Origin of the sequence: Herbaspirillum sp. BH-1 (genome assembly GCF_002870055.1) — a bacterium.
GTDB classification, from domain to species: Bacteria; Pseudomonadota; Gammaproteobacteria; order Burkholderiales; family Burkholderiaceae_D; genus Herbaspirillum; species Herbaspirillum frisingense.
The window spans coordinates 108355-131265 of the sequence record NZ_PKOI01000015.1; the positions used below are offsets into that span (position 1 = coordinate 108355).

Below are 22911 nucleotides of genomic sequence, written 5' to 3' on the forward strand. Positions count from 1 at the left end.
CCGCTCCAGCTCCGTCCCAATGCTCCTCAGGTGCCGCGCTGTAGTTCCGTTTCCTGTTCCATGTAGACCCAGTCCACGATTTCGTCGCTGGGCGTGTACCCGGACACCAGGCGTTGCATGATCGTGCGGATCGCGTTGACGTCGTTGGCTGACAAGGCCGCCATCAGTTCCCGTAGTCTCTCCTGCAAGGCAGGCCAAGGCATGAAGTCCTCATGGGCTTTCATGATGCGAGGATGAGGCGTGGTTTCCGAATCCTCGCCGATCAACAATTCCTCATAGAGTTTCTCCCCATGCCGCAGGCCGGTGATCTGTATCTCGATGTCGCCATCGGGGTTGACTTCGTCGCGCACGGTCAGCCCTGACAATTCGATCATGCGGCGTGCCAGATCGATGATCTTGACTGGCTGTCCCATGTCCAGAAGGAAGACATCGCCGCCCTTGGCCATCGCACCCGCCTGGATGACCAGCTGAGCAGCCTCGGGAATGGTCATGAAGTAGCGTGTGATATCGGTATGGGTCAGCGTGATCGCTTCACCATTGCGGATCTGCTGCCTGAACTTGGGAACGACCGATCCGGACGAGCCCAGCACATTGCCGAAACGCACCATGGAAATCCGCGTGGCTGGCTGGGTCGAGGCAAGCGCCTGCAGGGCCATTTCCGCCAGCCGTTTGCTGGCACCCATGATGTTGGTCGGGCGAACGGCCTTGTCGGTACTTACCAGAACGAAATGCGCGACCTCGTTTTCGATCGCGGCCCGGGCCGTGCGCAGCGTCCCCAGCAGATTGTTCTTGATGCCCTCCGCCGGATTGTGCTCGACCAGTGGAACGTGCTTGTAAGCTGCGGCGTGATAGACCGTATGGGGATGCCAGGTGGAGAGGATTTCGCCCAGCCGTTCTTCATCCTGCACGGAGGCCAGCAGCGGCACCAAGGCGATGTCCCGGCCATCCAGTTGTGCTTCCAGTTCCTGATGGATGGCGTAGAGCCCGTATTCGTTCTGTTCGATGAGCAGCAGCTTGACCGGAGAGACCGCCAGGATCTGCCGGCACAGCTCGCTGCCGATCGATCCTCCCGCGCCGGTCACCAGGACCACCTTGCCGGTGATGTTCTTGGCCAGCAAAAGATGGTTGGGCAGGACGGGCTCGCGGCCCAGCAGGTCGTCGATGTCGAGTTCTCGCAGGTCGGAGACGCTGATCCTTCCGCGCGCCAGGTCCATGACGCTGGGCAGCGTGCGCACCGAAACGTGCGCGCTGCGGATGTCACTCAGAATCGCGTTGCGTCGCGTCCGGTTGATGTTGGGCATGGCCAGGAGGACGTCGTTGATCTTCAACGTCTCCACCAGCCCCGCCAGGTCGGCCGGATTGTAGATGGGCAGGCCGTTGAGGACATGGCCGTGCAGCCGGTCATCGTCATCCAGGAAACCCGCCACCTGCATTTCGTGGCTGTTGGTCAGGGCGCCTGCCAGCTGGCGTCCGGCTTCGCCGGCACCATAGATCATGACCTTGGGACGGGCGGCATGCTTGAGGATGCGAAGATACTGATCACTCAACCAGACCCGCGCAAGCGCCCGTGATGCGCCTACCATGAACAGCAGCAGGATGGGCTGGATGATGCCCACCGTGCGCGGCACGCCATTGATGCCGATGATCGTAAAGATCGAGAAGTACAGCACACCATAGACGCCGACCGCGCGGCCAACCGTTTGCAGCGCAGGCAGGCCGCTGTAGCGGAAGATCGCACGGTACAGGCCGGAGACGATGAAGATCGGCAAAGCAATGAGGCAGGCAGCCACTGCGGCCAGCAGCAGGCCAGTGCCCCATTCGGACTCTCGCGTGATACTGATGAATTCACCCAGCCGCAGGTAGAAGCTCAGCCATGCGGTGAACAGGCAAAGACTGAGGTCGATGGTCAGCGCGACGATGCGCTTGACGGGGCGGGGCAGGGCCAATGCCGGGCGGGCCAGCGCCGAGCAGGCACGGCGCCAGCTGCGACGAAGAAAGCGTGCTTGGTTCATGGCGCTTTGATCCTGTCCCCACGACCCGAGCCCGTTGCGGTCTGGACGATGAATTTGATGTAATGGGCCAAGTTCATCTCAGCGAGCATGCGCGCATCGATTTCTGCCAGCAGACGGGGTGTCGACATGTCGACACCCTTGACCTGCGCTAGACCAGTGATGCCGGGCCGGGCATCGAATACCCGCCGCTGTGCGCGTTCGGCAATCAGCTCGGTCTGGTTGAACAGGCAGGGGCGCGGCCCGACAAGACTCATTTCTCCTGTCAATACGTTCCACAACTGTGGCAGCTCATCGAGCTTGGTACGCCTGAGCATGCTGCCTATGCGGGTGACCGAGGCGGGGCTGGCCAGATGGGTCGCCATCGACTGGGTATCGGGCTTCATGGTCCGGAACTTGACTAGGACGAACGGCCGCTGGTGCCGCCCCACCCGGGTCTGGCGGAACAGCGGCGACCCGGTATCGAACAGGCCCAAGACGAACAGCAGTACCAGCAGGGGCGAAGTCAGCAACAAGCCGAGCAACGAGAAGAGGATGTCCAGCATGCGCAGCATCATTGCGATACTCCTGTGCTGTCGTTTGGTCCGATGGGCTCCACTTGACAGAAATTGACTTGCACGTCTTTTCCTTTTTTATGTATGACTCGATGGTGTGCAGTTGTCGTTTTGCATGACGGCGATGGCCGATCAACGCGTTCCAGGGGATGACAGGCCCGCATATAAAGCAAGAGTCTGTTCCTTAACCAGCGCGGATGCAAATTCGGTCTCGATCCGTTCACGGCCGCGCCTGCCCATGGTCACACGCAGCGCCGGTTCCTCCAGCAGTCTGCGCAAGGCCGCGGCCAGCGCTGGGGCGTCGGCGGCGGGGACCAGGAGTCCGTTGTCGCCGTCGCGTACCGCTTCGCGGCAGCCTTCGACATCGGTTGTCACGCAGGGCAGGGCGCATGCCATGGCTTCCAGCAACGCCTTGGGCAAGCCTTCCCGATACGAAGGTAGACAGGCGATACTGGCCTGGGCAAGAACGGCATGCATATCTTCCTGGAAACCCCAGAATTCGACAACGCCTTCCTGTTTCCATGTGTCCAGTGTCTGCAGGTCCACCGAGGAACGATTGCCGGGATCGCGCTCGCCGGCCACGATAAAACGTGCTACGACGCCTTGTTCACGCAGCAGGCGTGCGGCCTGCACGAATTCTCCGAGGCCTTTGTCCCATAGCAGGCGGGCGCTCATGACGACCATCGGCGGCAGACTTGGCACGCCGGGGCGATACTGGCGGGGATCAACACCGGCGCCACGGATCAGCACGGCATCGGCAGCACTGACCAGGCGGGTGGTCACGAAGCGCTTGAGGTCATCGCCGTTTTCGAACACGACCTTGCTACCCCCGGGGTTGAGCAGCAGCTTGAGCAGCATGTTCAACACCGGCCTCAATGCTTTGGCTTTCCAGCTTTGGGCAATGAGCACATACCCACCGCCGACGACGGCGTTGACGATGTGCTTCACACCGCCCAGGCGCGCCGCCAGGCTGCCAAGGAGGATGGGCTTGAGCGCGACATGGTGCACCAGGGCAGGCCGCTCGCGACGATAGATGCGTATCAACGCCAGCAGCGTCTTTGCAGCCTCCAGCGGATTGAGGCTGCGGCGGTCGATATCCAGTGCGATCAGGCGCAGACCTGCTGCTTCAATGCGTGGTCCATGCCGGTCGACATGGGTGAGTACGATGACCTCGAAGCCGGCTTCACGCGCGGCGATTGCGCGTTCCAGGAAATGAGAGCAGAAAAACCAGTCGACGGCAACGAAGAAGAGCAGCTTGGGCTTTGTTCCCTGGTGCATCAGCTCTCCCTTTCCTGCTTCTCCGGGCCTTGCCTGTAGGCAGCACCGCGCGGCAGGAAGCGCTTGCAGACGGCCTTCCCCAAGGCGATCATCAGGCCCTGCAACGTGTACCAGCCGGGCTTGGACAAGAATTCACGCAACCAATGTGCACTGACTTCGGCGTAGCCGGCACCACTGCTGATGGACTGGCTGTCATGGAGACGGTAGGACAGCAGCACGTCTGGGAGGTTGGCCATGCGTGCTCCGTGGCGGCTCGCTCGCAACCACAGATCGGTATCTTCGGAGTGAAAACCGCCCAGGTAGCCGCGCATCTCCAGCAGGAACTGCCGACGGATGGCTACAGCGGGGTGGCAGAAAACAGTCCGCCTTTTTAACGCAGCCACAATCTGCTCCCGGCTTTCCGGAAACTGCATCAATCCGACTTGGTGGCCATGGCCATCGATCAGGCATACCGCAGAGCCGAGGATGTCGAGCGGATCGTTTGCCAGGTGCGCACGTAAGGTGGCAATACGGGTCGGGGCGCAGACATCATCGGCGTCCATACGCACCAGGTACTGTCCGTGCGCCATGTCGGCAAGCACATTCAGGTTGAAAGCCAGCTGTCCGATGCTGGTCCGGATCAATCGGATACGCGGGTCGCCGCGGCCTACGGCTTGCAGTTGCTCCCAGAATTCGTCGCTGCAGGCATTGGCCGCGATCAGGAATTCGAAATCCCCATCGCTCTGTTCCAGTACGCTGTCGATGGCGTGTTGCAACCAGGGATTGGCGCGATGTACGCACAGGATGACCGAGAGGCTGGGCCCCTGTGGGCAGTCGGAGCTACCTCTGTTCATGGCGAAATCCGTTGTTTCAGCGGGAGCCCGACTTGGCCGGGCCCAAGCGCGCGTACACCTGCTTGAGCGCACGGCGGATGAAGCCGGGTACGTATGGATAGAGCCGGTAGAAGATCTTGCGCGCCAGCAGCTTCGGGTCACGCAGCAAGTTCCAGAAGGTGTAACGCTTCTTCAATAGAATGGTGAAATAGCCATCTTGCCCCGGTGCCTCTTGCGGGGGTGTTACGCCGTAGCGGGAGAAGTCAGCCAGCTTGCGCATCCGGAAGCGCTTGAAAAGAATCAGCCAGCCCTGTTTGACCAGAGGATTTTCCTGCTGCTGCGGCGAAAATTTGCGGAAGAAGGCAATCGCCTCGCCCAGTTCGACTTCACCATTGTCGCGGCAGATTTCAGTCACCTGGTGCCCTGCGTTGGTGGGTGTGGTGATGAGTGCTTCGGTCGTAAAGGCGAAGCGCCGGTTATTCATCAGCATGCGGTAGTAGTAGTCGACATCGACCAGCCACTTCATCTGGCGGTCATAGTCCAAGCTCGCGGACCGTCGGCAGATGGTGGCGCTGGGGGCGCCAATGCAGTTGCCCACGAAGAGGCTGGCCGGATCTTCCGCGAGATCGGCCAACTGGCGGTCACTGGCGCAATGGATGCGCTGCATGTTCACATCGATATGGTTGACCAGGGTCGCGCAAAATCCGAAGTCCGCGTGTGGAGCATCGTCGAGCAACTTGACGAACAGGCGTAATGCATCCGGGCGGATGAAATGATCGTCGTGATGCAGGATCTTGACATAGTCGCCTTGCGCCAGCCGCAGCGCGGCGTTCCAGTTCTCGGGTGAACCGAGGGCGGGCGAGTTGCGGACATAGCGCAGCCTGCCCCCAAAATCGAAGCTCGCCAGCAGATCGCATACGCTGTCGTCGGGAGAATCGTCGGTGACGATGACTTCGAAGTCCTGAAAATCCTGGGTCAGCAAGGATTGCAGGGTTTCACGCAGGTACTCGACCTGGCGATAAGCGGGAATGCAGATGGAGACTTTCACAGCAAACGCTCCAGGAGTCGAATCAATTTGCGGATGACGCGCTCGCGCAGGGATCTGCGCGCAACGGTCGGGGAGGGGGCGGCCGGTTGGTCCTGTACTGCTGCCCCGGGCACTGGCAAGCCGAAATAGTCGTTGCCCCACCAGACCGTAGCAGCAAGGGTAGCCTTGCGGTTTTCGACGATCGCCTTGCAGCGCGCCCATGCTTCACGGTTGAGCCGCTCACGGTCTTGCCTTCCGGCTGAATCCATCAGCGACAGATTGGTGTTTCCACCGACGGTACTGACATGATAGGTGGCAGTGAATTCTTCGACCACGGCCGGTTCATGATAAAAGGCCAGCCGCAGCAGGAAGTCCCAGTCTTCAGAGCGATCCAGTTCCTCGTGGAAAGGCCGCTCGGTCAGTGCCGAACGTAGCTGGCTCCTGTCGATGAGGAAACTGTGGATAGGCAGAAAGTTCTCGCTCCACAGTGACTTGAGTGAAAAGGCATGGCGTCGGAAGGGGGTACTTTCACTGACGATTTCCAGGTCCGCATTTTCCTTGCGCAAGGTCACCTGCGCATAAGCCCAGGTTTTACCGGTGGCCTGCAAAGCAGCCAGCAGCAGGCTAACGTGATTGGGCGCGAGCGTGTCATCATCATCCAGGAACCCGAGATGGCGGCCGCTGGCCTGTGCCCAACCAATATTGAGGTTCTCGGCGCGACGGTCGCCGCTGGCGGGGTTGCGCACCACCTTGACATCGATGTCGGCGAATTCCGCTGGAAGCTTCTGCAGATCTTCCCATTGCGTATTCTCCGCGCCCTGGTAGACCACGACCACTTCGAGTGGGCGCCAGTCATTGGCGGCAACGCTTGCGATCGCACGGCGGATTTCGCGAGGACGCCCGCCCACCGTTCGCATCACGAAGCTGACCAGCCCCGATTGTTGGGCATGGATCATGACTTGCTCCTTCTTGCTCGCCACTGCCACACCATGGACTTGAGCCGGCGCTTCACGCGCGTGGCCAGGCTTGCCTTGCCTGCCTCATGGGAGACCATAGTCAGATCTTCCGTTGAAACGTAGCCGGCGGTGGGAGCCGCATTGGCGAGCGCTGACAGGTCTGCACCGACCCTGCGTGCGGTGTCGATGAACTTGCCCTTGAGCAGGCGATGCAGGGCCTGCTCGTTCCAATAGCCACTCTGGCGCGCGGCCGCTTCCAGCCGCGCGAACCAGGCGGCCAGGGCCGGCAGATAATCGGTGCGGGCCACGGGCCGCTCCAGAATGACGCTTTCGTGCAAGGCGATTTCCTCATCGGTGGGCTCAACGCCGCATTCTTGCATCATCTGCCTGCGCACGCGCAGGGAGGCGGCATACTGCTTGTCGGAGGAGTCCGAGCTGACCTGCTGCGCATGCAGGCGATAGTCCAGTACGACCTCGGGCAGATTGGCTGCGTTGACCTGCAGGAGCAATCGGCTCCAAAGATGATAATCCTCTGCGTGACGGAAAGCGTCGTCGTAGCGGATGATGCCCTGGTCCAGCAGCTCTCTGCGGAACATCAGAGCCGGGTGGGCCAAGGGGCAATAGAAGAGCATCGCCGGATGGATATCGGCATGGGCGAGCGGGAACGTGAAGACGTTCGGCGCCACGTTGCCGAAGAAACGGATTGCGCCGCCTACAATGCCGACCTCCGGATGCTCGTGCAGGAATGTGACCTGCCTGCCGAAACGGTCTGGTGCACAAATATCATCGGAGTCCATGCGCGCTATGAGCGGTGCGCGGCACTCGGCATAGGCCCGGTGCAAGGTCGCGATGAGCCCCAGGTTGCGCTCATTGCGCAGCAGCCGCACACGCGGATCGGCGGCAAACCGGCTCACGACTTCTGCCGTGTTGTCGGTGGACCCATCGTCGATAAGCAGCAGTTCGAAGTCGCGGAAGTCCTGCGCCAGAACGCTGGCCACGGCCTCTTCCACGTAGCGTCCCGCGTTGTAGGTGGGAACGACGACACTGATGGCCGGTAGTTGTTCACGTTGGTTCATAGACGCACCCAGCGTTGCGGAACCAGATCGCGCGCGTCTGGCGTATCGGCGACGAACCAGCGTGCCGGGGCGATGGTGATGCTCTCGGAGCGGCCATCCAGCCAGGCGCCCCACCAGCTGAAGGAACTGTTGGCCACGATGTGATGACGGCAGGCGGTCATCAGGCGCAGGTCTTCGAAGTTGGTGGCGGCATCATTGTCACGCACAAGATGCATCGTATAAGGAAGTTGCAGGTTGGCCGCGACCCAATCCAGGTCATCTGAAAAGACGAACAGTTCTGGCGCTTGGCCGGTCACCTGGTGCAGATGCGCAACCGCACGCTCGTAGTAGCCCAGGTCGCATGTCCCGTGCACGGCGGCGGCCGCGGCGTTGGACACGTAGTCACCTCGGCGGATGTGCAGAGAGACCGAATGCGTCCGGCCGATCAGCTCCAGCCAGGCCTGGTTGGGCGCACTGGGGGCGGCTTTGACGGCGAAGTCCTTCCTGATGTCATCGGCAAAGTCGGCAAAGTATTTTTCGGATTGCCAGTAGCCGTCGAGATAGATGCCATCAGGCAGGCTCAGTACGGCCTCGTCGAAGGTGAAGGTCTTCTCGGTGTAGACACGCAGCGGATTGGGCAGGAACCTACGCAGCAGGCGCTGAAGACGGCCCTCTGCAGGCGGGTTGGGGAGCAGTCGCGAAGGGGCCTCGGTCTGGTCGGCGCAAAAGCACTGCATGCCGAAGGCGTGGGTCTTGTAATCCGCAAAGGCACGGCTGTCGATGGCGAAGGGAACGCCACGGCGTAATGCCAGGGCGCGCCCTGCCGCGTATTGGAACATTTGGTTGCCGAGGCCACCGATCAAGCGACTGACTATCATGACGAGATTTCTTGCGTAAGTTGTTCTATGAGTTTGCGGGCCTCGGAAGCAGGCAGTTCCCACCATTTGCTGGCGAGAATTTTCGCAGCGGTTTGATCGTCGAATCGGGCGCCGATGTTGCGTGCAGGTGAGCCCGCCATGATGGCGAAAGGAGGCACATCCTGGTTCACGAAGGAATTGGCGCCGATCACTGCCCCGGTACCGATGGTGACACCCCGCCGGATGATGCAGGAAGCGCCGATCCAGACATCGTCCTGAATCACGCAGGCGGCTTCGGTGAGAGTCTCGTAGGGCGCATCGTAGAAGATGGAGTGCGTGGAAACCCGGTCCAGGCGGTGCTCTCCCGGGCCGACCAGCACATTGTCTGCAATGGAGACGTAGCGCCCGATTCTGGCCTTGGTGATGTGGCAGTTGAAGCCGACGTACGTATTGGCTCCGATCCTGGAATCCCCCGACACGATGCTGCCTTGCATGACCTGGATATTTTCGCCATCAAAGAAGATGGCTTGATTCAGGGAGGAGTTGACGCTTTCGACGAGAGGCATGCGCAGCGCACCGGTCATGTCGATTGCGGTACATTCCCGGGCTAACCAGTAGGCCCATTGCCTTGAAGCGGGATGCATTTCATGGCCACCCTTGCCGGTCGCGCCACCGGTTGCACTGCTGTCCAGTAGGAGGGCAGCGACCTCGGGCGGCATGGCCTGTCGCATGATCCATTGCGCTGCCAGTCGCTGCGTTTCGTTTTCCGTTTCGCGTACATCCTGCTGTCGGGAACCATAGCCGAGAAGCGCGGCAGACTCAGGACGCAAACCGCGCGCGACGATGGCCCTGGACACATGGGTGAGCAGGACCTGAAAGCGGGATTTGACGGCGGCCAGGGAGATCATCAGTCGCTTACCCCTTTATGAGCCGCCGCAGACGAGATATCAACGATGCCGGGACCGACGCAAAAGGGGCCTCCGGCTGCGGCGCGACAGGAGGCGCCGCGGCAAAGCTGCCATTGACCGCGAGGGAGACCGGAACCGCTGTAACGTCGCTGCGGACATGGCGTTCCAGGACGTGGCTCAGATTGGCAAAAAACTGCAGTTGATGCAGATAGTACTGCCGTGCACGCGCTATGGCATGCAGGCTTCGGTCGTATTCTTCAGGATTGGCGAGCAATCGGCCGATTGCATCCAGCGCGGCTTCGGTGTCTTCGATATCGATCTTCAGGCTGGCGTCATCCGGAAGATAACGGTCTACGTTGGTGCATCCGTAATAGATCGGAAAACAGTAAGCCAGCAGTGCGTCCGGCAATTTTTCCGTCAGGAAATCTTCCCCGGCAAAGTTCTCCAGGACGATGGCGAAGCGATAGGGGGCAAGCACGTCCCATTTCTGCTCGAAATCACGCAAGCCCCGGCCCCAGACTTCCACCCGGTCGCCGAAGCGCTGCTGCAGGGCACGCACGAAGTCCAGGCGCGCACGGTGGCCTTCGGTGAAAGCCTTGGCTGAACTGATGACGCTGATATCGCGGCTCTTGGGAATCGGCGGCATGCTGGCCAGCTCATCGAAACTTTTCTCGACGAACCAGGGATGGCCCTGTTGCAGACGAATCTGATGGCGGTGCTGCAGGTCATTGCGCCCGCTGACGACGTGGGCGAACTGATCCAGAAAAGCCGGCTGGTAGGAACCGATCGGATCGGGCTCGCCTGCAATGAAGAAGACGTTCTCGGGCGGGCAGCAGGTGTTCTCGGTCTGGCTCAGTGATTCGAAGACCACCCACGCGTCGCAACGCTCCACCTGCGTATCGACGTGGAAGCGGAATGGTCCCCACTGCAACAAGTTCCCGGGCGTTTGCCGAGCCCAAGGCCAGGTGGGAGCGCAGGTCGTGAGCTTGACGTCGATCATGTCAGTCCGAAATCCTTTCCAGCTGCCAGTGCGGATCGAGGTAGATATGGCCGAACGCCTGTTCGCGTGCATGCTGAATATTGAACAGCCGGGGACGGGCGATACGGAACGGCTGCAGCGCATTGCTGCCGAAGAAGTCCTGCACGCCGAACTGGCTGCCGTGAACTTCCAGCACATAGTCTCCGGCGACCAGGAAGTCGGCGGGAATTTGCGCCTTGACGCGATAGGTGCCTGGGCGCACGTTTTCCATTTCCGGATTGCGGTCGGCCAGCAGCGCGCGCGTGAGCATGTCGCCGAAGACGGTCTTGACGTAGAAGCCGATACGGAAGTTTTGCAAGTTTTCCTTGACGTGATAGATCAACTCCACGTCCACCGGAGCATCGCCCTCGAAGTTGTAATTCGGGTTCTTGCGGCCGCCTTGGGTGACATGCATGGCCAGAAGGTCCACGTGTTCCGTTTCCAGGGGCATGTTGGCGCCACCCACATGCATGGCGTGCCGCATGTAGTCGCCGATGGCGTCGTCGACCAGGGTCTTTTCCTTGATGCGTCCATGTTCGATGAGCACGGCGCTTTCGCACAGATCCTTCACCGCTGCCATGCTATGGCTGACGAAGAGCACCGTCCGCCCCTGGGACGCCAACTCGCGCATCTTGGCGTAGGACTTCTGCTGGAAGCGGGCGTCGCCGACCGACAGCACTTCGTCCAACACCACGATGTCCGGTTCCAGAAAAGCGGATACGGCAAAGGCCAGGCGCACATACATGCCGCTGGAATAGCGTTTGACGGGGGTGTCGAGAAAACGCTCCACCTCGGCGAAGTCGACGATGGCATCGAACTTCTGGCGCACTTCCATGCGCGACATGCCCAACAGGGCACCGTTGAGATAGACGTTCTCGCGTCCGGTCAGGTCTGGGTGAAAGCCGGTACCGACCTCCAGCAGGCTGCTCATGCGGCCACGGATGCGGATCTGTCCTTCGGTCGGGCTCATGACCCGGGAAAGGATCTTCAGCAGCGTGGACTTGCCCGCACCGTTGCGGCCGACGACCGCCAGTCGCTCGCCCTGATTGACCTCGAAACTGATGTCGCGCAGCGCCCAGAAATCTTCATCCGAGCCGGCCTTGTCTTTGCGGTTGCGCCCGAGGAACTTGCGCAGCAGGCCCCGTTCCTGGGTGTCGCGTTCCTTTTCATGATGGATACGGAATTTCTTAGAAATTCCTTCGACGATGATACTTTTGCTCATGATTAGATGGCGTCCGAAAAACGATGCTCGCTGCGACGGAAGAAGCGCACGCCTGACCACAGCAACACGAGCGTCACCAGGCAGGAAATGCCGACCTCATTCAAGCGAAGCGGTTGCGTATCACCGAGCAGGCTCCAGCGGAAGCCGTCGATGATGCCCACCATCGGATTGAATGCATACAGCAGGCGCCATTTCTCTGGTACCACCGTGCTGGCAAAGCCCACTGGGGACAGGTACACCCCCAGTTGCAGCACCACCGGCAAGAGGTGCCGGAAATCACGGTACCAGACGCTCAAGGCGGCGATCGACAGGCTGCAGCCGAGGATGAGCAGGCAAAGCTGCAAGAGGAACAGGGGCAAGGCCAGCACATGCAGACCGGGCGGCAGGCCATAGAAGAACGACATGGCCAGGTATACCAGCATGGCCAGCGCAAAGTCGACCAGGCCCACCACCACCGACGAGAGCGGAATGATCAGGCGGGGAAAGTAGACTTTCTGGACCAGGTTGGCATTGCCCACCACACTGTTGCTGGCGTCGGAGAAAGCAGCAGAGAAAAACAGCCAGGGCAACAGTCCGGCAAAGACCATCAGCGCGTAAGGCGCGCCATTGGAGGGCAGATTGGCCAGCTTGCCGAAGACCAGCGAAAAGACCAGCATGGTCGCCAGCGGGCGAACCAGTGCCCAGCTCAGACCCATCGCAGTCTGCTTGTAGCGCACCACGATGTCGCGCCAGACCATCATGCCCAGCAGTTCACGGCTGCGCCACAGCTCGGACCAGTAGTCCTTGCCATCGGGATTGGCGGTGATGACGGTCAAGGGCAGCGACTCAAGGTCGCGGCCGTTACCCGTTTCTTGCGTGTCCTTCGTCATTGCTTGGCTTTGACCAGCTTGTTCAGGGCCATGCGCAGCAGATCGAACTGCTCATCCAGTTCGTAATGATGGTTGCCGATGAACAACCCATTGCTGTCAAGTTCGTCGGCATTCTTGAGCGCGCCGTGAATTTCATAATCGAACCAGCGCAGCACTTCGTTCTTGGCGAAATTGCCTGCCACGATGGGACGGACATCGATGCGGTATTCATTGAACACTCGTACTACGTCTTCACGAGAGAAGCCGGCATCCGGCTCGATGATCATGCTGAAGCCGAACCAGCTGCTTTCACCGATTTCCTTCTGAATGCGGAGTTGCGGATAGTCCGCCATCAGAGCCTTGAATTTGACGGCGTTGCGACGTCGCTCCGAGATCAAGCCAGGCAATTTGCGGACTTGCTCGATACCAATGGCTCCGCTCATTTCAAGCGGGCGCAGATTGTAACCAGGCAGGATGAACTTGAAGGATTCGACAAAAGCGTCGTCGCTCTTGGTACCTGTCAGCTGGTTGTGCTTGGGCAGATTGCGTGTCCAGCCATGGGCGCGAACGGAAAGCATGATGTGGTACAGCTCTTCGTCATTGGTGACCACCATGCCACCTTCCATTGTGGAAATGTGATGGCTGAAGAAGGCACTGTAGGTACCCATGATGCCGAAGGTTCCAGCCTGACGGCCGTTGAGCTCGGCGCCCATGGATTCACAATTGTCTTCGACCACTACAATGTTGCGACCGGCCACGATACGTTCGATTGCATCAAAGTCGTTGGGGTTGCCCAGCAGGTTGACGATCATGATCGCGCGGGTCTTGTCGGTTACCGCTTCGGCCAAGGCGTCCAGATCGTAGTTCAGTGTATCGCGGTCAACGTCGACGAACTTCAGCTTGAGGCCGTATTGTTGCAGCGGGTGATAGGTCGTGCTCCAGGATACCGCAGGCACGATGATCTCTTCACCGGCGAGCAGCGGGGACTCCTTGCGAAAGCGCAGGGCAGCAATCATCAGTAGATTAGCCGAGGAGCCAGAGTTGACCATTACGCAATAGTTACTGCCAGTATAGGCAGCGAACTGTTTCTCGAATTCCTGGACGTTCGCTCCCATGGTGAACATACCTGAGGCGATAACCTTCTGGATCGCTTGGTATTCCGCATCGTCCCAGGTGGCGGTGGCGAGTGGGTAGTGGCTGGGGCTCATGCTTGACGTCCTTCTAGATAGAATTGATAGGTTTGGGCGATGCCCGATTCCAATGAAGTGGTTGCACGCCAGCCCCAGGTTTGCAGACGGGTGGTATCTACCAGTTTCTGCGCCATGCCTTCGGGCTTGGTCAGATCGTGCACAAATTTCCCTTCGAAGCCCACAATGCGGGCTACGGCATGGTAGTAGTCGAGGATAGAAAGATCACTGCCCAGGCCTACGTTGAGGTAGAGCGGCAGAGTGTCGAAGTGGTCTAGCGCACGCCACATACAATCGGCCAAGTCGCCCGCATACATGAATTCACGTCGCACCTTGCCGCTGCCCCAGATGTCGACTTCGTCACGTCCGGCGGATTTGGCCTCATGAATCTTGTGAATCACTGCTGGGACAAGGTGTGAGTGCTTTGGATCGAACTTGTCGTGACGGCCGTACAGGTTGCACGGGATCAGCGTACGGTATTGCAGTGAAGGATTTTCGCGTCCGATGTAATCGCACAAACGAGCGATCATGATCTTTGCCAGTGCATAGCCCTCATTGGTCGGTTCCAATTCACCGGTCAGCACGGTTTGCTCGGCCAGCGGATTGGGCGCATTGCGCGGATACATGCAAGAACTGCCAAGGTTCAGCAGACGCGGGACGCCCGCGCGGCGTGCTGCCAGCACAACGTTGCGACCCATATCCAGGTTTTCGGTGAGGAAGGCGACTGGATCGCGCATATTGGCCTGTATGCCGCCGACCCGGCCCGCAGCGTGCACCACCACATCGGGCTGTTGCTGCTGTACCCAATCGTTTACGGCACGAGCATCCAGCAAGTCCAGCTCGGCGCTGGTGGGTGCCAGGATATCGTGTCCGACGGCAGCGGCGTGCTCGGTGAAATTTCGCCCGACCATGCCACGGCCGCCTGTGAGAAAGATACGCATGTCTAACCCTTATCCAATATCAGCGGTGCACCGGTAATTCATCACTGGTCGTAGTTGAAGGCGTTATATCCATGGCTCTTGACGAGCGCGTCTCGCTGCGCCGACTTGAGGTCCTCGCGTACCATCTCTGCCACCAGTTCATCGAAGGTGGTGCTGGGAGTCCAACCCAGCTTGGTCTTGGCCTTGCTCGGATCGCCCAACAGGGTTTCGACTTCGGTCGGACGGAAATAACGTGGATCCACTGCCACGATGGGTTGGTTTGGATCGCCTTGTTCGCGGTTTTCCCAGTAGCCCTTTTCCTCGACCCCGGTATTTTCCCAGCGGATCTTCATGCCGATTTCCTGCGCAGCGGCGTTGACGAAATCGCGAACGCTGTATTGGACGCCGGTGGCGATGACGAAGTCTTCTGGCTGTTCCTGCTGCAGCATCAGCCACTGCATTTCCACGTAATCACGCGCATGGCCCCAGTCGCGTTTTGCATCCAGGTTGCCGAGGTAAAGCGCTTCCTGCAGGCCGAGCTTGATCCGGGCCAGGGCGCGGGTGATCTTGCGTGTAACAAAGGTCTCGCCGCGGATGGGGCTCTCATGGTTGAAGAGGATGCCGTTACAGGCGTAGATGCCGTATGCCTCGCGATAGTTGACCGTGATCCAGTAAGCATAGAGCTTGGCAACGGCATAGGGGCTACGTGGGTAGAAGGGCGTAGTTTCCTTTTGGGGGGTTTCCTGTACCAGCCCGTAGAGTTCGGAGGTGCTGGCCTGATAGAAACGTGTTTTCTTGGTCAAGCCAAGGATGCGAATTGCTTCCAGGATGCGCAGGGCGCCCAGGGCATCGGAGTTCGCTGTGTATTCTGGCTCTTCAAAGCTGACCGCGACGTGACTCTGCGCCGCGAGGTTGTAGATCTCGTCCGGCTGGACCTTTTGGATAATGTGGGTCAGGCTGGATGAGTCAGTCATATCGCCGTGGTGCAAAACGAAACTCCCGTCGGAGATGTGCGGATCCTGGAACAGGTGATCGATACGGTCGGTATTGAACAGGGAAGTGCGGCGCTTGATCCCGTGCACTTCGTAGCCCTTGGCGAGCAGGAGCTCCGCCAGATAGGCACCATCTTGTCCGGTGACGCCGGTAATGAGGGCTTTTTTCTTCATAGTCATGGATGTCGTCCGTGTGCGTTATGTGTGGGTTGATGGGCGGCTTCGATGGCAATGCATCAACGGGAGGCCGTACAGGCAGGAAGTGAGGCTTTAGACTGCGACCCGCCATCAGACCTGTGGATGGCTACGCGGTTTTGGCACGCGTAATGGGAGCCGGGGTGCAGGTGTGAGCGTGGCGGATGGCATGGGTGAGGCTTATTTTGCGATCGTGTACAAAGTCAATTTACTCATCATCAACACGAGCCAGGAATGAACGGCACTCTTTTTTTCTTCTGTGTTCGTGTCGGCCCCGCACCTGTAACGTTTGGCCGCCTCGTGCGAGCACACTAATATAAAAGCGCTTCACAGGCAGTTTGCCGCTGGCGTACTTCGGTGCCTATCTTGACTGGACGCCGTTTCGCAACGATTTCGCGCGATCAGAATAAGCAAGCGAGTATATCACGCGAAATAGGCTTTTCCGAGGTGATCCAGGGCGCTGACGACTTTGCTGTCTATTGCTTTCGTGGAGGAAAATGCTCTTTTAGGCAAGTTCAGCTCGGAAATCTGGGCCAGTACTTTTTGTGACGTTGAAAAACAGGATATGAAAGGCATCGCCTACGACGTTTTTCCAAGGTAGTGTTGTGGTCGATGTCAGCGGCCGGAAGAACTTTTGAGAGGCTTTCGCCGTCTCAGCCACCTTGTGAACTGCTCGCGAGCTTAAAATAAGTTGACCAATAGTCATTTACATATGCCCTGATGCGGAGCATGTTGTTTTTGCGTCACGTCTTCGAATCAAGTCCGCCCCCGCCAGGCACTTGTTGGGGAAGGGAACTCACGAGTGCGGCGACATGAAAGGCTATGCATCTGCTGTTCTTGGCGCGTTGATGCGGTCATAATTGTCTCTTTAATATCATTTGTCTTCCACTTCCTACGCATATGCCCATCGCCCAATCGATCTTCAAAGCCTACGACATCCGCGGCATCATCGACAAAACCCTGGACGACCAGGTCGCCTATCAGATCGGTCAGGCCTTCGGCGCTGCCGCGCTGGCCAAGGGGCAGAAGAAGGTCGTGATCGGCCGTGACGGCCGTCTGTCCGGTCCTGCACTGGCCGCTGCGCTGGCCAAGGGCCTGCAGTCGGTGGGCGTGGACGTGATCGATCTGGGCATGGTCGCCACCCCGATGGTCTATTTCGGTACCCATGTGCTGGATACGCAATCGGGCATCATGGTCACCGGCAGCCACAACCCGCCCGACTACAACGGTTTCAAGATGGTGCTGGCCGGCGAGGCCATCCATGGCGAGACCATTCAGGGTCTCTATCACGCCATCGTCAAGGGTGAATTCCCGCAAGGCGCCGGCAGCTACAGCACCCACGACATCAAGGATGCCTACATCGCCCGCATGATCTCGGACGTCAAGCTGGCGCGCCCGCTGAAGATTGCCGTCGATTGCGGCAACGGCGTGGCTGGCGCTTTCGCCGGCGAGCTTTATCGTGCACTCGGTTGCGAAGTGACTGAATTGTTCTGTGAGGTCGATGGCAACTTCCCCAATCACCACCCCGATCCGGCGCACCCGGAAAACCTGCAGGATCTCATCCGTTGCCTGCAGGAAACCGACAATGAGCTCGGCCTGGCCTTCGATGGAGACGGTGACCGCCTGGGACTGGTGACCAAGGATGGTCAGATCATCTACCCGGATCGTCAGCTGATGCTCTTCGCTGAGGACGTCCTGACCCGCAACCCGGGCAAGCAGATCCTCTATGACGTCAAGTGCACCCGTCATCTGGCACCCTGGATCAGCGCGCGCGGCGGTCAGCCGTTGATGTGGAAGACCGGCCACTCGCTGGTCAAGGCCAAGCTGCGTGAAACGGGTGCGCCCCTGGGCGGCGAGATGAGTGGTCACATCTTCTTCAAGGACCGCTGGTTCGGTTTCGACGACGGTCTCTATGCCGGCGTGCGGATGCTGGAACTGATGGCGCGCCAGAGCGACCCGTCGGCCGTGCTCAATGCGCTGCCCCAATCGGTCAGCACCCCGGAACTGCAATTGAAGCTGCAGGAAGGCGAGAATGTGGCCTTGATCGGCAAGCTGCAAAGCGATGCCAAGTTCGAAGGCGCCCAGGACATCATCACCATCGACGGTCTGCGCGTGGAATATGCCGATGGCTTCGGTCTGGCACGCTCTTCCAATACCACGCCAGTAGTGGTGCTGCGCTTCGAGGCAGAGACGGCGGAAGCACTGGCCCGCATCCAGGGTGAGTTCCGCAAAGTCATCCTGGCGGCTCGTCCCGACGTCGCACTGCCGTTCTGACGGCCTGATGAGGTAAGATGCTGGCCCACAGTTAAGTTCAGCCAGAGTGGGCCAGCCTTGAAAATCCTAATCGTCCGCGTTTCCTCCCTGGGAGACGTCGTCCACAACATGCCGATGGTCGCGGACATCCGTCGTCATTTCCCTGCCGCACAGATCGACTGGGTCGTGGAAGAGGCCTATACCAGCCTCGTCCGCCTCAATCCTCACGTCCACAATGTGATTCCGATCGCCTTGCGTCGCTGGCGCAAGACCTTGTTCTCTGCTGCCACCCGCGCCGAGATCGCGGCTTTCCGGCGCCAGTTGCAGGGCGAGCGCTACGATGTGGTCTTCGATACCCAAGGTCTGCTCAAGACCAGTGTAGTCATGCGCTTGGCGCGACTGGCCGATCATGGGCGCCGGGTGGGCCTGGCCAATGCTACCGAGGGCTCGGGCTACGAGCCGCTTTCCCGGATCTTCCATGACCAGAGTATCGCAGTGGGTCGGCGCACCCACGCCGTCATGCGTGCGCGCCTGGTGGCTGCCGGTGCATTGGGCTACCAGGTCGAGGGTGAGCCCGATTTCGCCCTGCAGGCGCCCCAACCGGCACGCTGGCCCTGGATGCCCGAGGCCCCATATGCCGTCTTCTTCCACGGCACCGCACGTGCAGCCAAGCAATGGCCGCCGGCGCAATGGATCAGGCTGGGGCAGGACCTGGCAGCTCGCGGCCTGCCGGTGTTGCTGCCTTGGGGTAGCACCCGGGAACAGGCGGCTGCGCAGCAACTGGCAGCGGGCATCCCAGGCGCCGTCGTATTGCCGGCGCTGCCGCTGATGCAGGCGGTGTCGCTGGTGCAGCAGGCCAGGCTGGTGATCGGCCTGGATACCGGCCTGACGCATATTGCTGCCGCCTATGGCAAGCCCACAGTTGAGCTTTACTGCGATTCCCCGCGCTGGAAAACCGAAGGCAACTGGTCGCCTCACATCGTCAACCTGGGTGATCTGGGCGCGCCACCGGCCGAGGAGGCCGTACTGTCCGCCGCGCTGGGTTTGCTGGACTGACGGCTCCAACCCGGTCAGGGCATCGACCCGGATCATTGAAGCAGATCAAAACCTGGCGGCAAACTGTTGAACCGGATCGTAGGGCCACTTGCGGCGGGGGTTTGCGGCCTGCTGACGCGCCTGCATCGCCACACGGCGTTGACGCTTGCGGGCATAATACGCGCCATGGAATCGCAAATTATCGAGATCGGCCTGACCGAATGGCGGGTCGACAACCCCAATCAGGAATGGATCACCGCGCTGGAAGCCGGCAAGGTGCTGTATTTCCCGCACTTGGCCTTCCAGTTGATGCAATCCGAGCAGCTGCTGCTTGATCCGGCCGTGCGCGCCCCGAAGTCCCGCAATATCAGCCTGGACGCGCGTGGGCATATCAAGGGCGCCGCCGGTGGTACGGAGCAACAACTGGCGCTGGCGGCGATGGTGGGGCGCTTTCGCGAGCAGGCGCTGTCTTTGGTGCATACGCTCTTGCCCAAGTATCGCGACGCCCTGCGTGTAGCACCTACCAGCTATCGACCGATGCAGGTGGAAACCCGTGCCCAGTCTTGGCGTGCTGACGACCGCCGCATGCACGTCGACGCCTTCCCGTCGCGGCCGAACTATGGCGAACGTATCCTGCGCGTCTTTACCAATATCAACCCGGAAGGCGTGCCGCGTGTCTGGCGCGTGGGCGAGCCTTTTGAAACCGTGGCCAGGCGCTTTCTGCCTCGTGCCAAGCCTTATGTTGCCTGGCAGGCGAAATTATTGAAGGCCTTGCGCGTGACGAAGTCCTTGCGCAGCGAGTACGACCACATGATGCTTCAGCTGCACGACGGCATGAAGGGGGACATGCAATACCAGCAGGATGCCCAGCAGGTAACCATGCCCTTCGCCGCAGGCTCGGTCTGGATCTGCTTTTCCGATCAGGCATCTCACGCAGTCATGTCGGGGCAATACATGATGGAGCAGACCCTGCACCTGGCACCGGAACAGCAATACGATCCGCAATCCAGCCCGCTGGCCATCCTGACGCGGCTGGCCGGCCATCCTTTGGTCTGAGATGCGGTTGCTGTATTCCCTGATCTGGTGGCTGCTGCTGCCGCTGGTGCTGCTGCGCCTCTGGTGGCGTGGGCGCAAGGAGCCCGGTTACCGGGCCCATGTGAGCGAGCGTCTCGGCTTTTATGCGCGCCTGCCTGATCCGCAGGCGCGTTTCATCTGGGTGCACGCGGTGTCGGTCGGCGAGACCCGCGCTGCAGAGCCGCTTATCGATTCTCTGTTGCAGCAATATCCGCAGCATTCCATCCTGCTGACCTGCATGACGGCCACCGGTCGCGCTACCGGTGCCCAGGTCTACGGCAAGCATGGCGGGCGCGTCCAGCAAAGCTTCTTGCCATATGACATTGGACGGATGTGCGCCCGGTTTCTGCGTCATTTTCGACCAGTTGTTTGTGTGCTGATGGAAACCGAGGTCTGGCCCAGCCTGATCGCCCAATGCCATCGCTACCACGTTCCCGTGATGCTGGCCAATGCCCGTTTGTCGGAGCGTTCGTTGCGGCGTGGGTTGCGTTTTGCCGCCTTGTTGAAGCCGGCAGCTGAGGCCATCAGCGTAGTCGCGGCGCAATCGGACGCGGATGCGCAGCGTCTGCGCGCCTTCGGGGCGCGTCAGGTCGTCGTGACGGGGAGCCTCAAGTTCGACGTTGAGCCACCTGATGCCGTGGTGGCTCGGGGTCTGGAGTGGAAAGCCCAGGTCGGACTACGCAAGGTGCTGTTATGTGCCAGTACCCGGGACGGCGAAGAAGCCTTGATCCTTGACGCGTTGGCTCGCGAAGGACCGGGTGACTGGCTGACGGTCATCGTGCCCCGTCACCCTCAGCGATTCGATCAGGTCGCCGACATGATCAGTGCCCGTGGCCTGCGCCTGCAGCGGCGGTCCACACTGCAGCAGGACGTCCGCTGGCAGGATGTGGATGTACTGCTGGGTGATTCCATGGGGGAGATGTTTGCCTACTATGCGCTTTGTGATGTCGCATTCATCGGTGGCAGCCTGTTGCCGCTCGGTGGGCAGAACCTGATCGAGGCGCTGGCCTTGGGTAGGCCGGTGTTGATCGGCCCGCACACCTTCAATTTTCAGCGCATTACCGAGGATGCCATTGCCGAGCACGCAGCAGCGCGCGTAGAGAATGCAGATGCATTGCTGCGTCAGTGGAAAGAACTCGTGTCCGACCACACGCGTATGGATCAAAGGTCGCATTCCGCAAAGGAATTTGCGCAGCGTCACCAGGGGGCAACTGGCCGGACGCTTTCCCTGCTGGATGCGCTGCTGAAGGATGGTCAGGCGCGGCGATAGGCGTCGACCGTTTTCTGGAATGCGGCGTCGACTGTCGTCCCGGGCGTCCAGCCTAGCAGATCGCGGTTCTTGCTGATGTCGACCTGCAGGGAGCCGCAAAGACGTTGCGCGATTCCAGGCCTGCCCATCATGCGTGCTGGCAGCATCAGCCATGAGGCCGGTAGCGATGGCAGGAACGGCGACTTGCCCAGGGCAAGGGAGATGCGTCTGAGCATGGCGGTGGTTGAGAGGTCTTCACCATCGGAAACCAGGAATACCTGGCCTGCAGCATCGGGGTGGGTCAGGCAGACGCAGATCAGGTCCACCAGGTTATCCAGCGCTACCAGGCTGCGGCGATTGCTGGTGATGCCGCCCAGCGGCAGCGGTATGCCTTTATCCAGCCAGCGGATCATGCTCAGGAAATTGGCTTTGACTCCAGGGCCATAGACTAATACCGGTCTTATCATCACCACTTCCATGGTTCCATTGCGCGCCAGCTCCCGTAGCGCCTGTTCGGCTTCCATCTTGGAGATGCCATAGGGATCGGCCGGGGCGGGCGTATCGTCGGCAGTAAAGGGGCGTCCCGGTTGCGTCTCCTCGCCATTGACCTTGATCGAGCTGATGAAAATGAAACGGCGGACTCCCGCCAGTTGCGCTTGACGTGCCAGCGCCAGCGTTCCTTCGACATTGGTCCTGCGGAATTCCGACAACGGATCGCCAGCTGTCTCGTTCATCACGTGTACCCGCGCCGCGCAGTGGACCACCGCTTCCGTACCTTCTAGTGCTGCTGACCAATTGGTATCGGGTGCCAGTTCTTCGACGATCACTTTTTCCAGTGTGCTGGAGTCTACGGGCAGCTTTGCTGTGGGGCGAAGTGCGGCACGCAGATGATGAAGCCCTTCGGAGGCAAGTTGGCGGACCAAGGCTTGACCTACGAAACCGGAGGCGCCGGTAATGAGAATACGCATGGACAAATAAGGGAGCGGCGGGGAAAGAGGACGCCAATACTATCATCGTGTCCCGACTTGCCCGGTGAATGCGGAGGCCAGCTCGTCTGGCTGCTTGGTATATAGAAGAATGGCCTTGTTTGGCATCGGGATGGCGCTGCCTATTTGGGCTGGCTAAATTATTTTCGAATATTTTTCAAAAAGTGCTTGCGCGGTGTGAGGGGCGTTGCTATAGTTCGCCCCCTGCTGACGCGACACACGAAGCGAAGTTGAAAAACGAAGCGACGAAGGTGGGCGAGGCAGGTGAGTAGTGAAGCAGTTTGAAGTGCGTTTTAAATGGAAGTCGTCGAGCAAGCAGTCACAGCGAAGACGAAAAAATTTAAAACGGATCGCAAAAAAGTAGTTGACGCGATGAACTAACTGCTACATAATCTCGTTTCTCTGCTGCTGACGAACACAACGATTCGCAGCGATGCAAACAGCGCCAGGCGCGTTTGATGCAGATGATCTTTAAA

At 59.9% G+C, this 22911-nt stretch carries 20 protein-coding genes; 4 read left to right on the forward strand and 16 right to left on the reverse strand.

Annotated elements, in window-relative coordinates; translation table 11 throughout:
• Window positions 1–26: 26 nt before the first annotated feature.
• From HBH1_RS18535 to gmd, 15 genes are all read right to left on the reverse strand, one after another.
• Window positions 27–2012 carry a polysaccharide biosynthesis protein gene (locus tag HBH1_RS18535; protein ID WP_006463707.1) on the reverse strand — a complete coding sequence of 662 codons (1986 nt, stop codon included), beginning with the start codon at window positions 2010–2012 and terminating at the stop codon, window positions 27–29.
• A complete protein-coding gene (locus tag HBH1_RS18540; RefSeq protein ID WP_233207654.1) occupies window positions 2009–2566 on the reverse strand; it encodes a sugar transferase in 558 nt (185 codons plus the stop codon). Before HBH1_RS18540 ends, HBH1_RS18535 begins: the two co-directional genes overlap by 4 nt.
• A gap of 129 nt (window positions 2567–2695) precedes the next feature.
• Window positions 2696–3841, reverse strand: coding sequence for a glycosyltransferase family 4 protein (locus tag HBH1_RS18545; RefSeq protein WP_102663924.1), 1146 nt, complete (start codon window positions 3839–3841; stop codon window positions 2696–2698).
• Window positions 3841–4674, reverse strand: coding sequence for a glycosyltransferase family 2 protein (locus tag HBH1_RS18550; protein WP_102663925.1), 834 nt, complete (start codon window positions 4672–4674; stop codon window positions 3841–3843). The genes HBH1_RS18545 and HBH1_RS18550 overlap by 1 nt, the downstream gene beginning before the upstream one ends.
• A 16-nt stretch (window positions 4675–4690) precedes the next feature.
• Complete coding sequence (locus HBH1_RS18555; protein WP_102663926.1) at window positions 4691–5701, reverse strand: glycosyltransferase family 2 protein; 1011 nt, start codon at window positions 5699–5701, stop codon at window positions 4691–4693.
• On the reverse strand, window positions 5698–6636 hold the full coding sequence (locus HBH1_RS18560; RefSeq protein ID WP_102663927.1) for a glycosyltransferase family 2 protein: 939 nt from the start codon (window positions 6634–6636) through the stop codon (window positions 5698–5700). Before HBH1_RS18560 ends, HBH1_RS18555 begins: the two co-directional genes overlap by 4 nt.
• Window positions 6633–7712 (reverse strand): glycosyltransferase family 2 protein, encoded by a 1080-nt coding sequence (locus tag HBH1_RS18565; protein ID WP_006463713.1) that lies wholly within the window; start codon window positions 7710–7712, stop codon window positions 6633–6635. The genes HBH1_RS18560 and HBH1_RS18565 overlap by 4 nt, the downstream gene beginning before the upstream one ends.
• Window positions 7709–8530, reverse strand: coding sequence for an alpha-1,2-fucosyltransferase (locus tag HBH1_RS18570; protein ID WP_158243307.1), 822 nt, complete (start codon window positions 8528–8530; stop codon window positions 7709–7711). The genes HBH1_RS18565 and HBH1_RS18570 overlap by 4 nt, the downstream gene beginning before the upstream one ends.
• Before the next feature lie 35 nt (window positions 8531–8565).
• Window positions 8566–9456: a CatB-related O-acetyltransferase gene (locus tag HBH1_RS25625; RefSeq protein ID WP_102663929.1), complete on the reverse strand. Its 891-nt coding sequence runs from the start codon at window positions 9454–9456 to the stop codon at window positions 8566–8568.
• A 7-nt stretch (window positions 9457–9463) separates the two neighbouring features.
• Window positions 9464–10456 (reverse strand): glycosyltransferase family 10 domain-containing protein, encoded by a 993-nt coding sequence (locus HBH1_RS18580; RefSeq protein WP_158243308.1) that lies wholly within the window; start codon window positions 10454–10456, stop codon window positions 9464–9466.
• A gap of 1 nt (window position 10457) precedes the next feature.
• On the reverse strand, window positions 10458–11696 hold the full coding sequence (locus HBH1_RS18585) for an ABC transporter ATP-binding protein (protein ID WP_006463717.1): 1239 nt from the start codon (window positions 11694–11696) through the stop codon (window positions 10458–10460).
• Between the two features lie 2 nt (window positions 11697–11698).
• Complete coding sequence (locus HBH1_RS18590) at window positions 11699–12565, reverse strand: ABC transporter permease (RefSeq protein ID WP_006463718.1); 867 nt, start codon at window positions 12563–12565, stop codon at window positions 11699–11701.
• Window positions 12562–13752: a DegT/DnrJ/EryC1/StrS family aminotransferase gene (locus HBH1_RS18595; protein WP_006463719.1), complete on the reverse strand. Its 1191-nt coding sequence runs from the start codon at window positions 13750–13752 to the stop codon at window positions 12562–12564. The genes HBH1_RS18590 and HBH1_RS18595 overlap by 4 nt, the downstream gene beginning before the upstream one ends.
• Entirely contained in the window at window positions 13749–14672 is a 924-nt protein-coding gene (locus HBH1_RS18600; RefSeq protein WP_102663931.1) for a GDP-L-fucose synthase family protein, read from the reverse strand. The genes HBH1_RS18595 and HBH1_RS18600 overlap by 4 nt, the downstream gene beginning before the upstream one ends.
• Window positions 14673–14713: 41 nt before the next feature.
• Window positions 14714–15817 carry a GDP-mannose 4,6-dehydratase gene (gene gmd / locus HBH1_RS18605; RefSeq protein ID WP_006463721.1) on the reverse strand — a complete coding sequence of 368 codons (1104 nt, stop codon included), beginning with the start codon at window positions 15815–15817 and terminating at the stop codon, window positions 14714–14716.
• Window positions 15818–16738: 921 nt separating this feature from the next.
• Between gmd and HBH1_RS18610 the strand changes: the two genes are divergently transcribed.
• From HBH1_RS18610 to waaA, 4 genes are all read left to right on the forward strand, one after another.
• On the forward strand, window positions 16739–18112 hold the full coding sequence (locus tag HBH1_RS18610) for a phosphomannomutase/phosphoglucomutase (RefSeq protein WP_102663932.1): 1374 nt from the start codon (window positions 16739–16741) through the stop codon (window positions 18110–18112).
• 57 nt (window positions 18113–18169) lie between these two features.
• Window positions 18170–19147 carry a lipopolysaccharide heptosyltransferase I gene (waaC, locus tag HBH1_RS18615; RefSeq protein ID WP_102663933.1) on the forward strand — a complete coding sequence of 326 codons (978 nt, stop codon included), beginning with the start codon at window positions 18170–18172 and terminating at the stop codon, window positions 19145–19147.
• 165 nt (window positions 19148–19312) lie between these two features.
• Window positions 19313–20182, forward strand: a complete 870-nt coding sequence (locus tag HBH1_RS18620) for a Kdo hydroxylase family protein (RefSeq protein WP_102663934.1) — start codon at window positions 19313–19315, stop codon at window positions 20180–20182.
• 1 nt (window position 20183) lies between these two features.
• Entirely contained in the window at window positions 20184–21470 is a 1287-nt protein-coding gene (gene waaA, locus HBH1_RS18625) for a lipid IV(A) 3-deoxy-D-manno-octulosonic acid transferase (protein WP_102663935.1), read from the forward strand.
• Here waaA and HBH1_RS18630 read toward each other — a convergent pair.
• A complete protein-coding gene (locus HBH1_RS18630) occupies window positions 21455–22417 on the reverse strand; it encodes a UDP-glucose 4-epimerase family protein (RefSeq protein WP_102663936.1) in 963 nt (320 codons plus the stop codon). The two genes, waaA and HBH1_RS18630, sit on opposite strands and share 16 nt — an antisense overlap.
• Window positions 22418–22911 lie beyond the last annotated feature (494 nt).

Excerpts from the sequence above, each read along its gene's own strand:
- HBH1_RS18535 (WP_006463707.1), bottom strand. The coding sequence starts at position 2,012 with ATGAACCAAGCACGCTTTCTTCGTCGCAGCTGGCGCCGTGCCTGCTCG.
- HBH1_RS18540 (WP_233207654.1), bottom strand. The coding sequence starts at position 2,566 with ATGATGCTGCGCATGCTGGACATCCTCTTCTCGTTGCTCGGCTTGTTG.
- HBH1_RS18545 (WP_102663924.1), bottom strand. The coding sequence starts at position 3,841 with ATGCACCAGGGAACAAAGCCCAAGCTGCTCTTCTTCGTTGCCGTCGAC.
- HBH1_RS18550 (WP_102663925.1), bottom strand. The coding sequence starts at position 4,674 with ATGAACAGAGGTAGCTCCGACTGCCCACAGGGGCCCAGCCTCTCGGTC.
- HBH1_RS18560 (WP_102663927.1), bottom strand. The coding sequence starts at position 6,636 with ATGATCCATGCCCAACAATCGGGGCTGGTCAGCTTCGTGATGCGAACG.
- HBH1_RS18565 (WP_006463713.1), bottom strand. The coding sequence starts at position 7,712 with ATGAACCAACGTGAACAACTACCGGCCATCAGTGTCGTCGTTCCCACC.
- HBH1_RS18570 (WP_158243307.1), bottom strand. The coding sequence starts at position 8,530 with ATGTTCCAATACGCGGCAGGGCGCGCCCTGGCATTACGCCGTGGCGTT.
- HBH1_RS25625 (WP_102663929.1), bottom strand. The coding sequence starts at position 9,456 with ATGATCTCCCTGGCCGCCGTCAAATCCCGCTTTCAGGTCCTGCTCACC.
- HBH1_RS18580 (WP_158243308.1), bottom strand. The coding sequence starts at position 10,456 with ATGATCGACGTCAAGCTCACGACCTGCGCTCCCACCTGGCCTTGGGCT.
- HBH1_RS18585 (WP_006463717.1), bottom strand. The coding sequence starts at position 11,696 with ATGAGCAAAAGTATCATCGTCGAAGGAATTTCTAAGAAATTCCGTATC.
- HBH1_RS18590 (WP_006463718.1), bottom strand. The coding sequence starts at position 12,565 with ATGACGAAGGACACGCAAGAAACGGGTAACGGCCGCGACCTTGAGTCG.
- HBH1_RS18595 (WP_006463719.1), bottom strand. The coding sequence starts at position 13,752 with ATGAGCCCCAGCCACTACCCACTCGCCACCGCCACCTGGGACGATGCG.
- HBH1_RS18600 (WP_102663931.1), bottom strand. The coding sequence starts at position 14,672 with ATGCGTATCTTTCTCACAGGCGGCCGTGGCATGGTCGGGCGAAATTTC.
- gmd (WP_006463721.1), bottom strand. The coding sequence starts at position 15,817 with ATGAAGAAAAAAGCCCTCATTACCGGCGTCACCGGACAAGATGGTGCC.
- HBH1_RS18610 (WP_102663932.1), top strand. The coding sequence starts at position 16,739 with ATGCCCATCGCCCAATCGATCTTCAAAGCCTACGACATCCGCGGCATC.
- HBH1_RS18620 (WP_102663934.1), top strand. The coding sequence starts at position 19,313 with ATGGAATCGCAAATTATCGAGATCGGCCTGACCGAATGGCGGGTCGAC.
- waaA (WP_102663935.1), top strand. The coding sequence starts at position 20,184 with ATGCGGTTGCTGTATTCCCTGATCTGGTGGCTGCTGCTGCCGCTGGTG.
- HBH1_RS18630 (WP_102663936.1), bottom strand. The coding sequence starts at position 22,417 with ATGCGTATTCTCATTACCGGCGCCTCCGGTTTCGTAGGTCAAGCCTTG.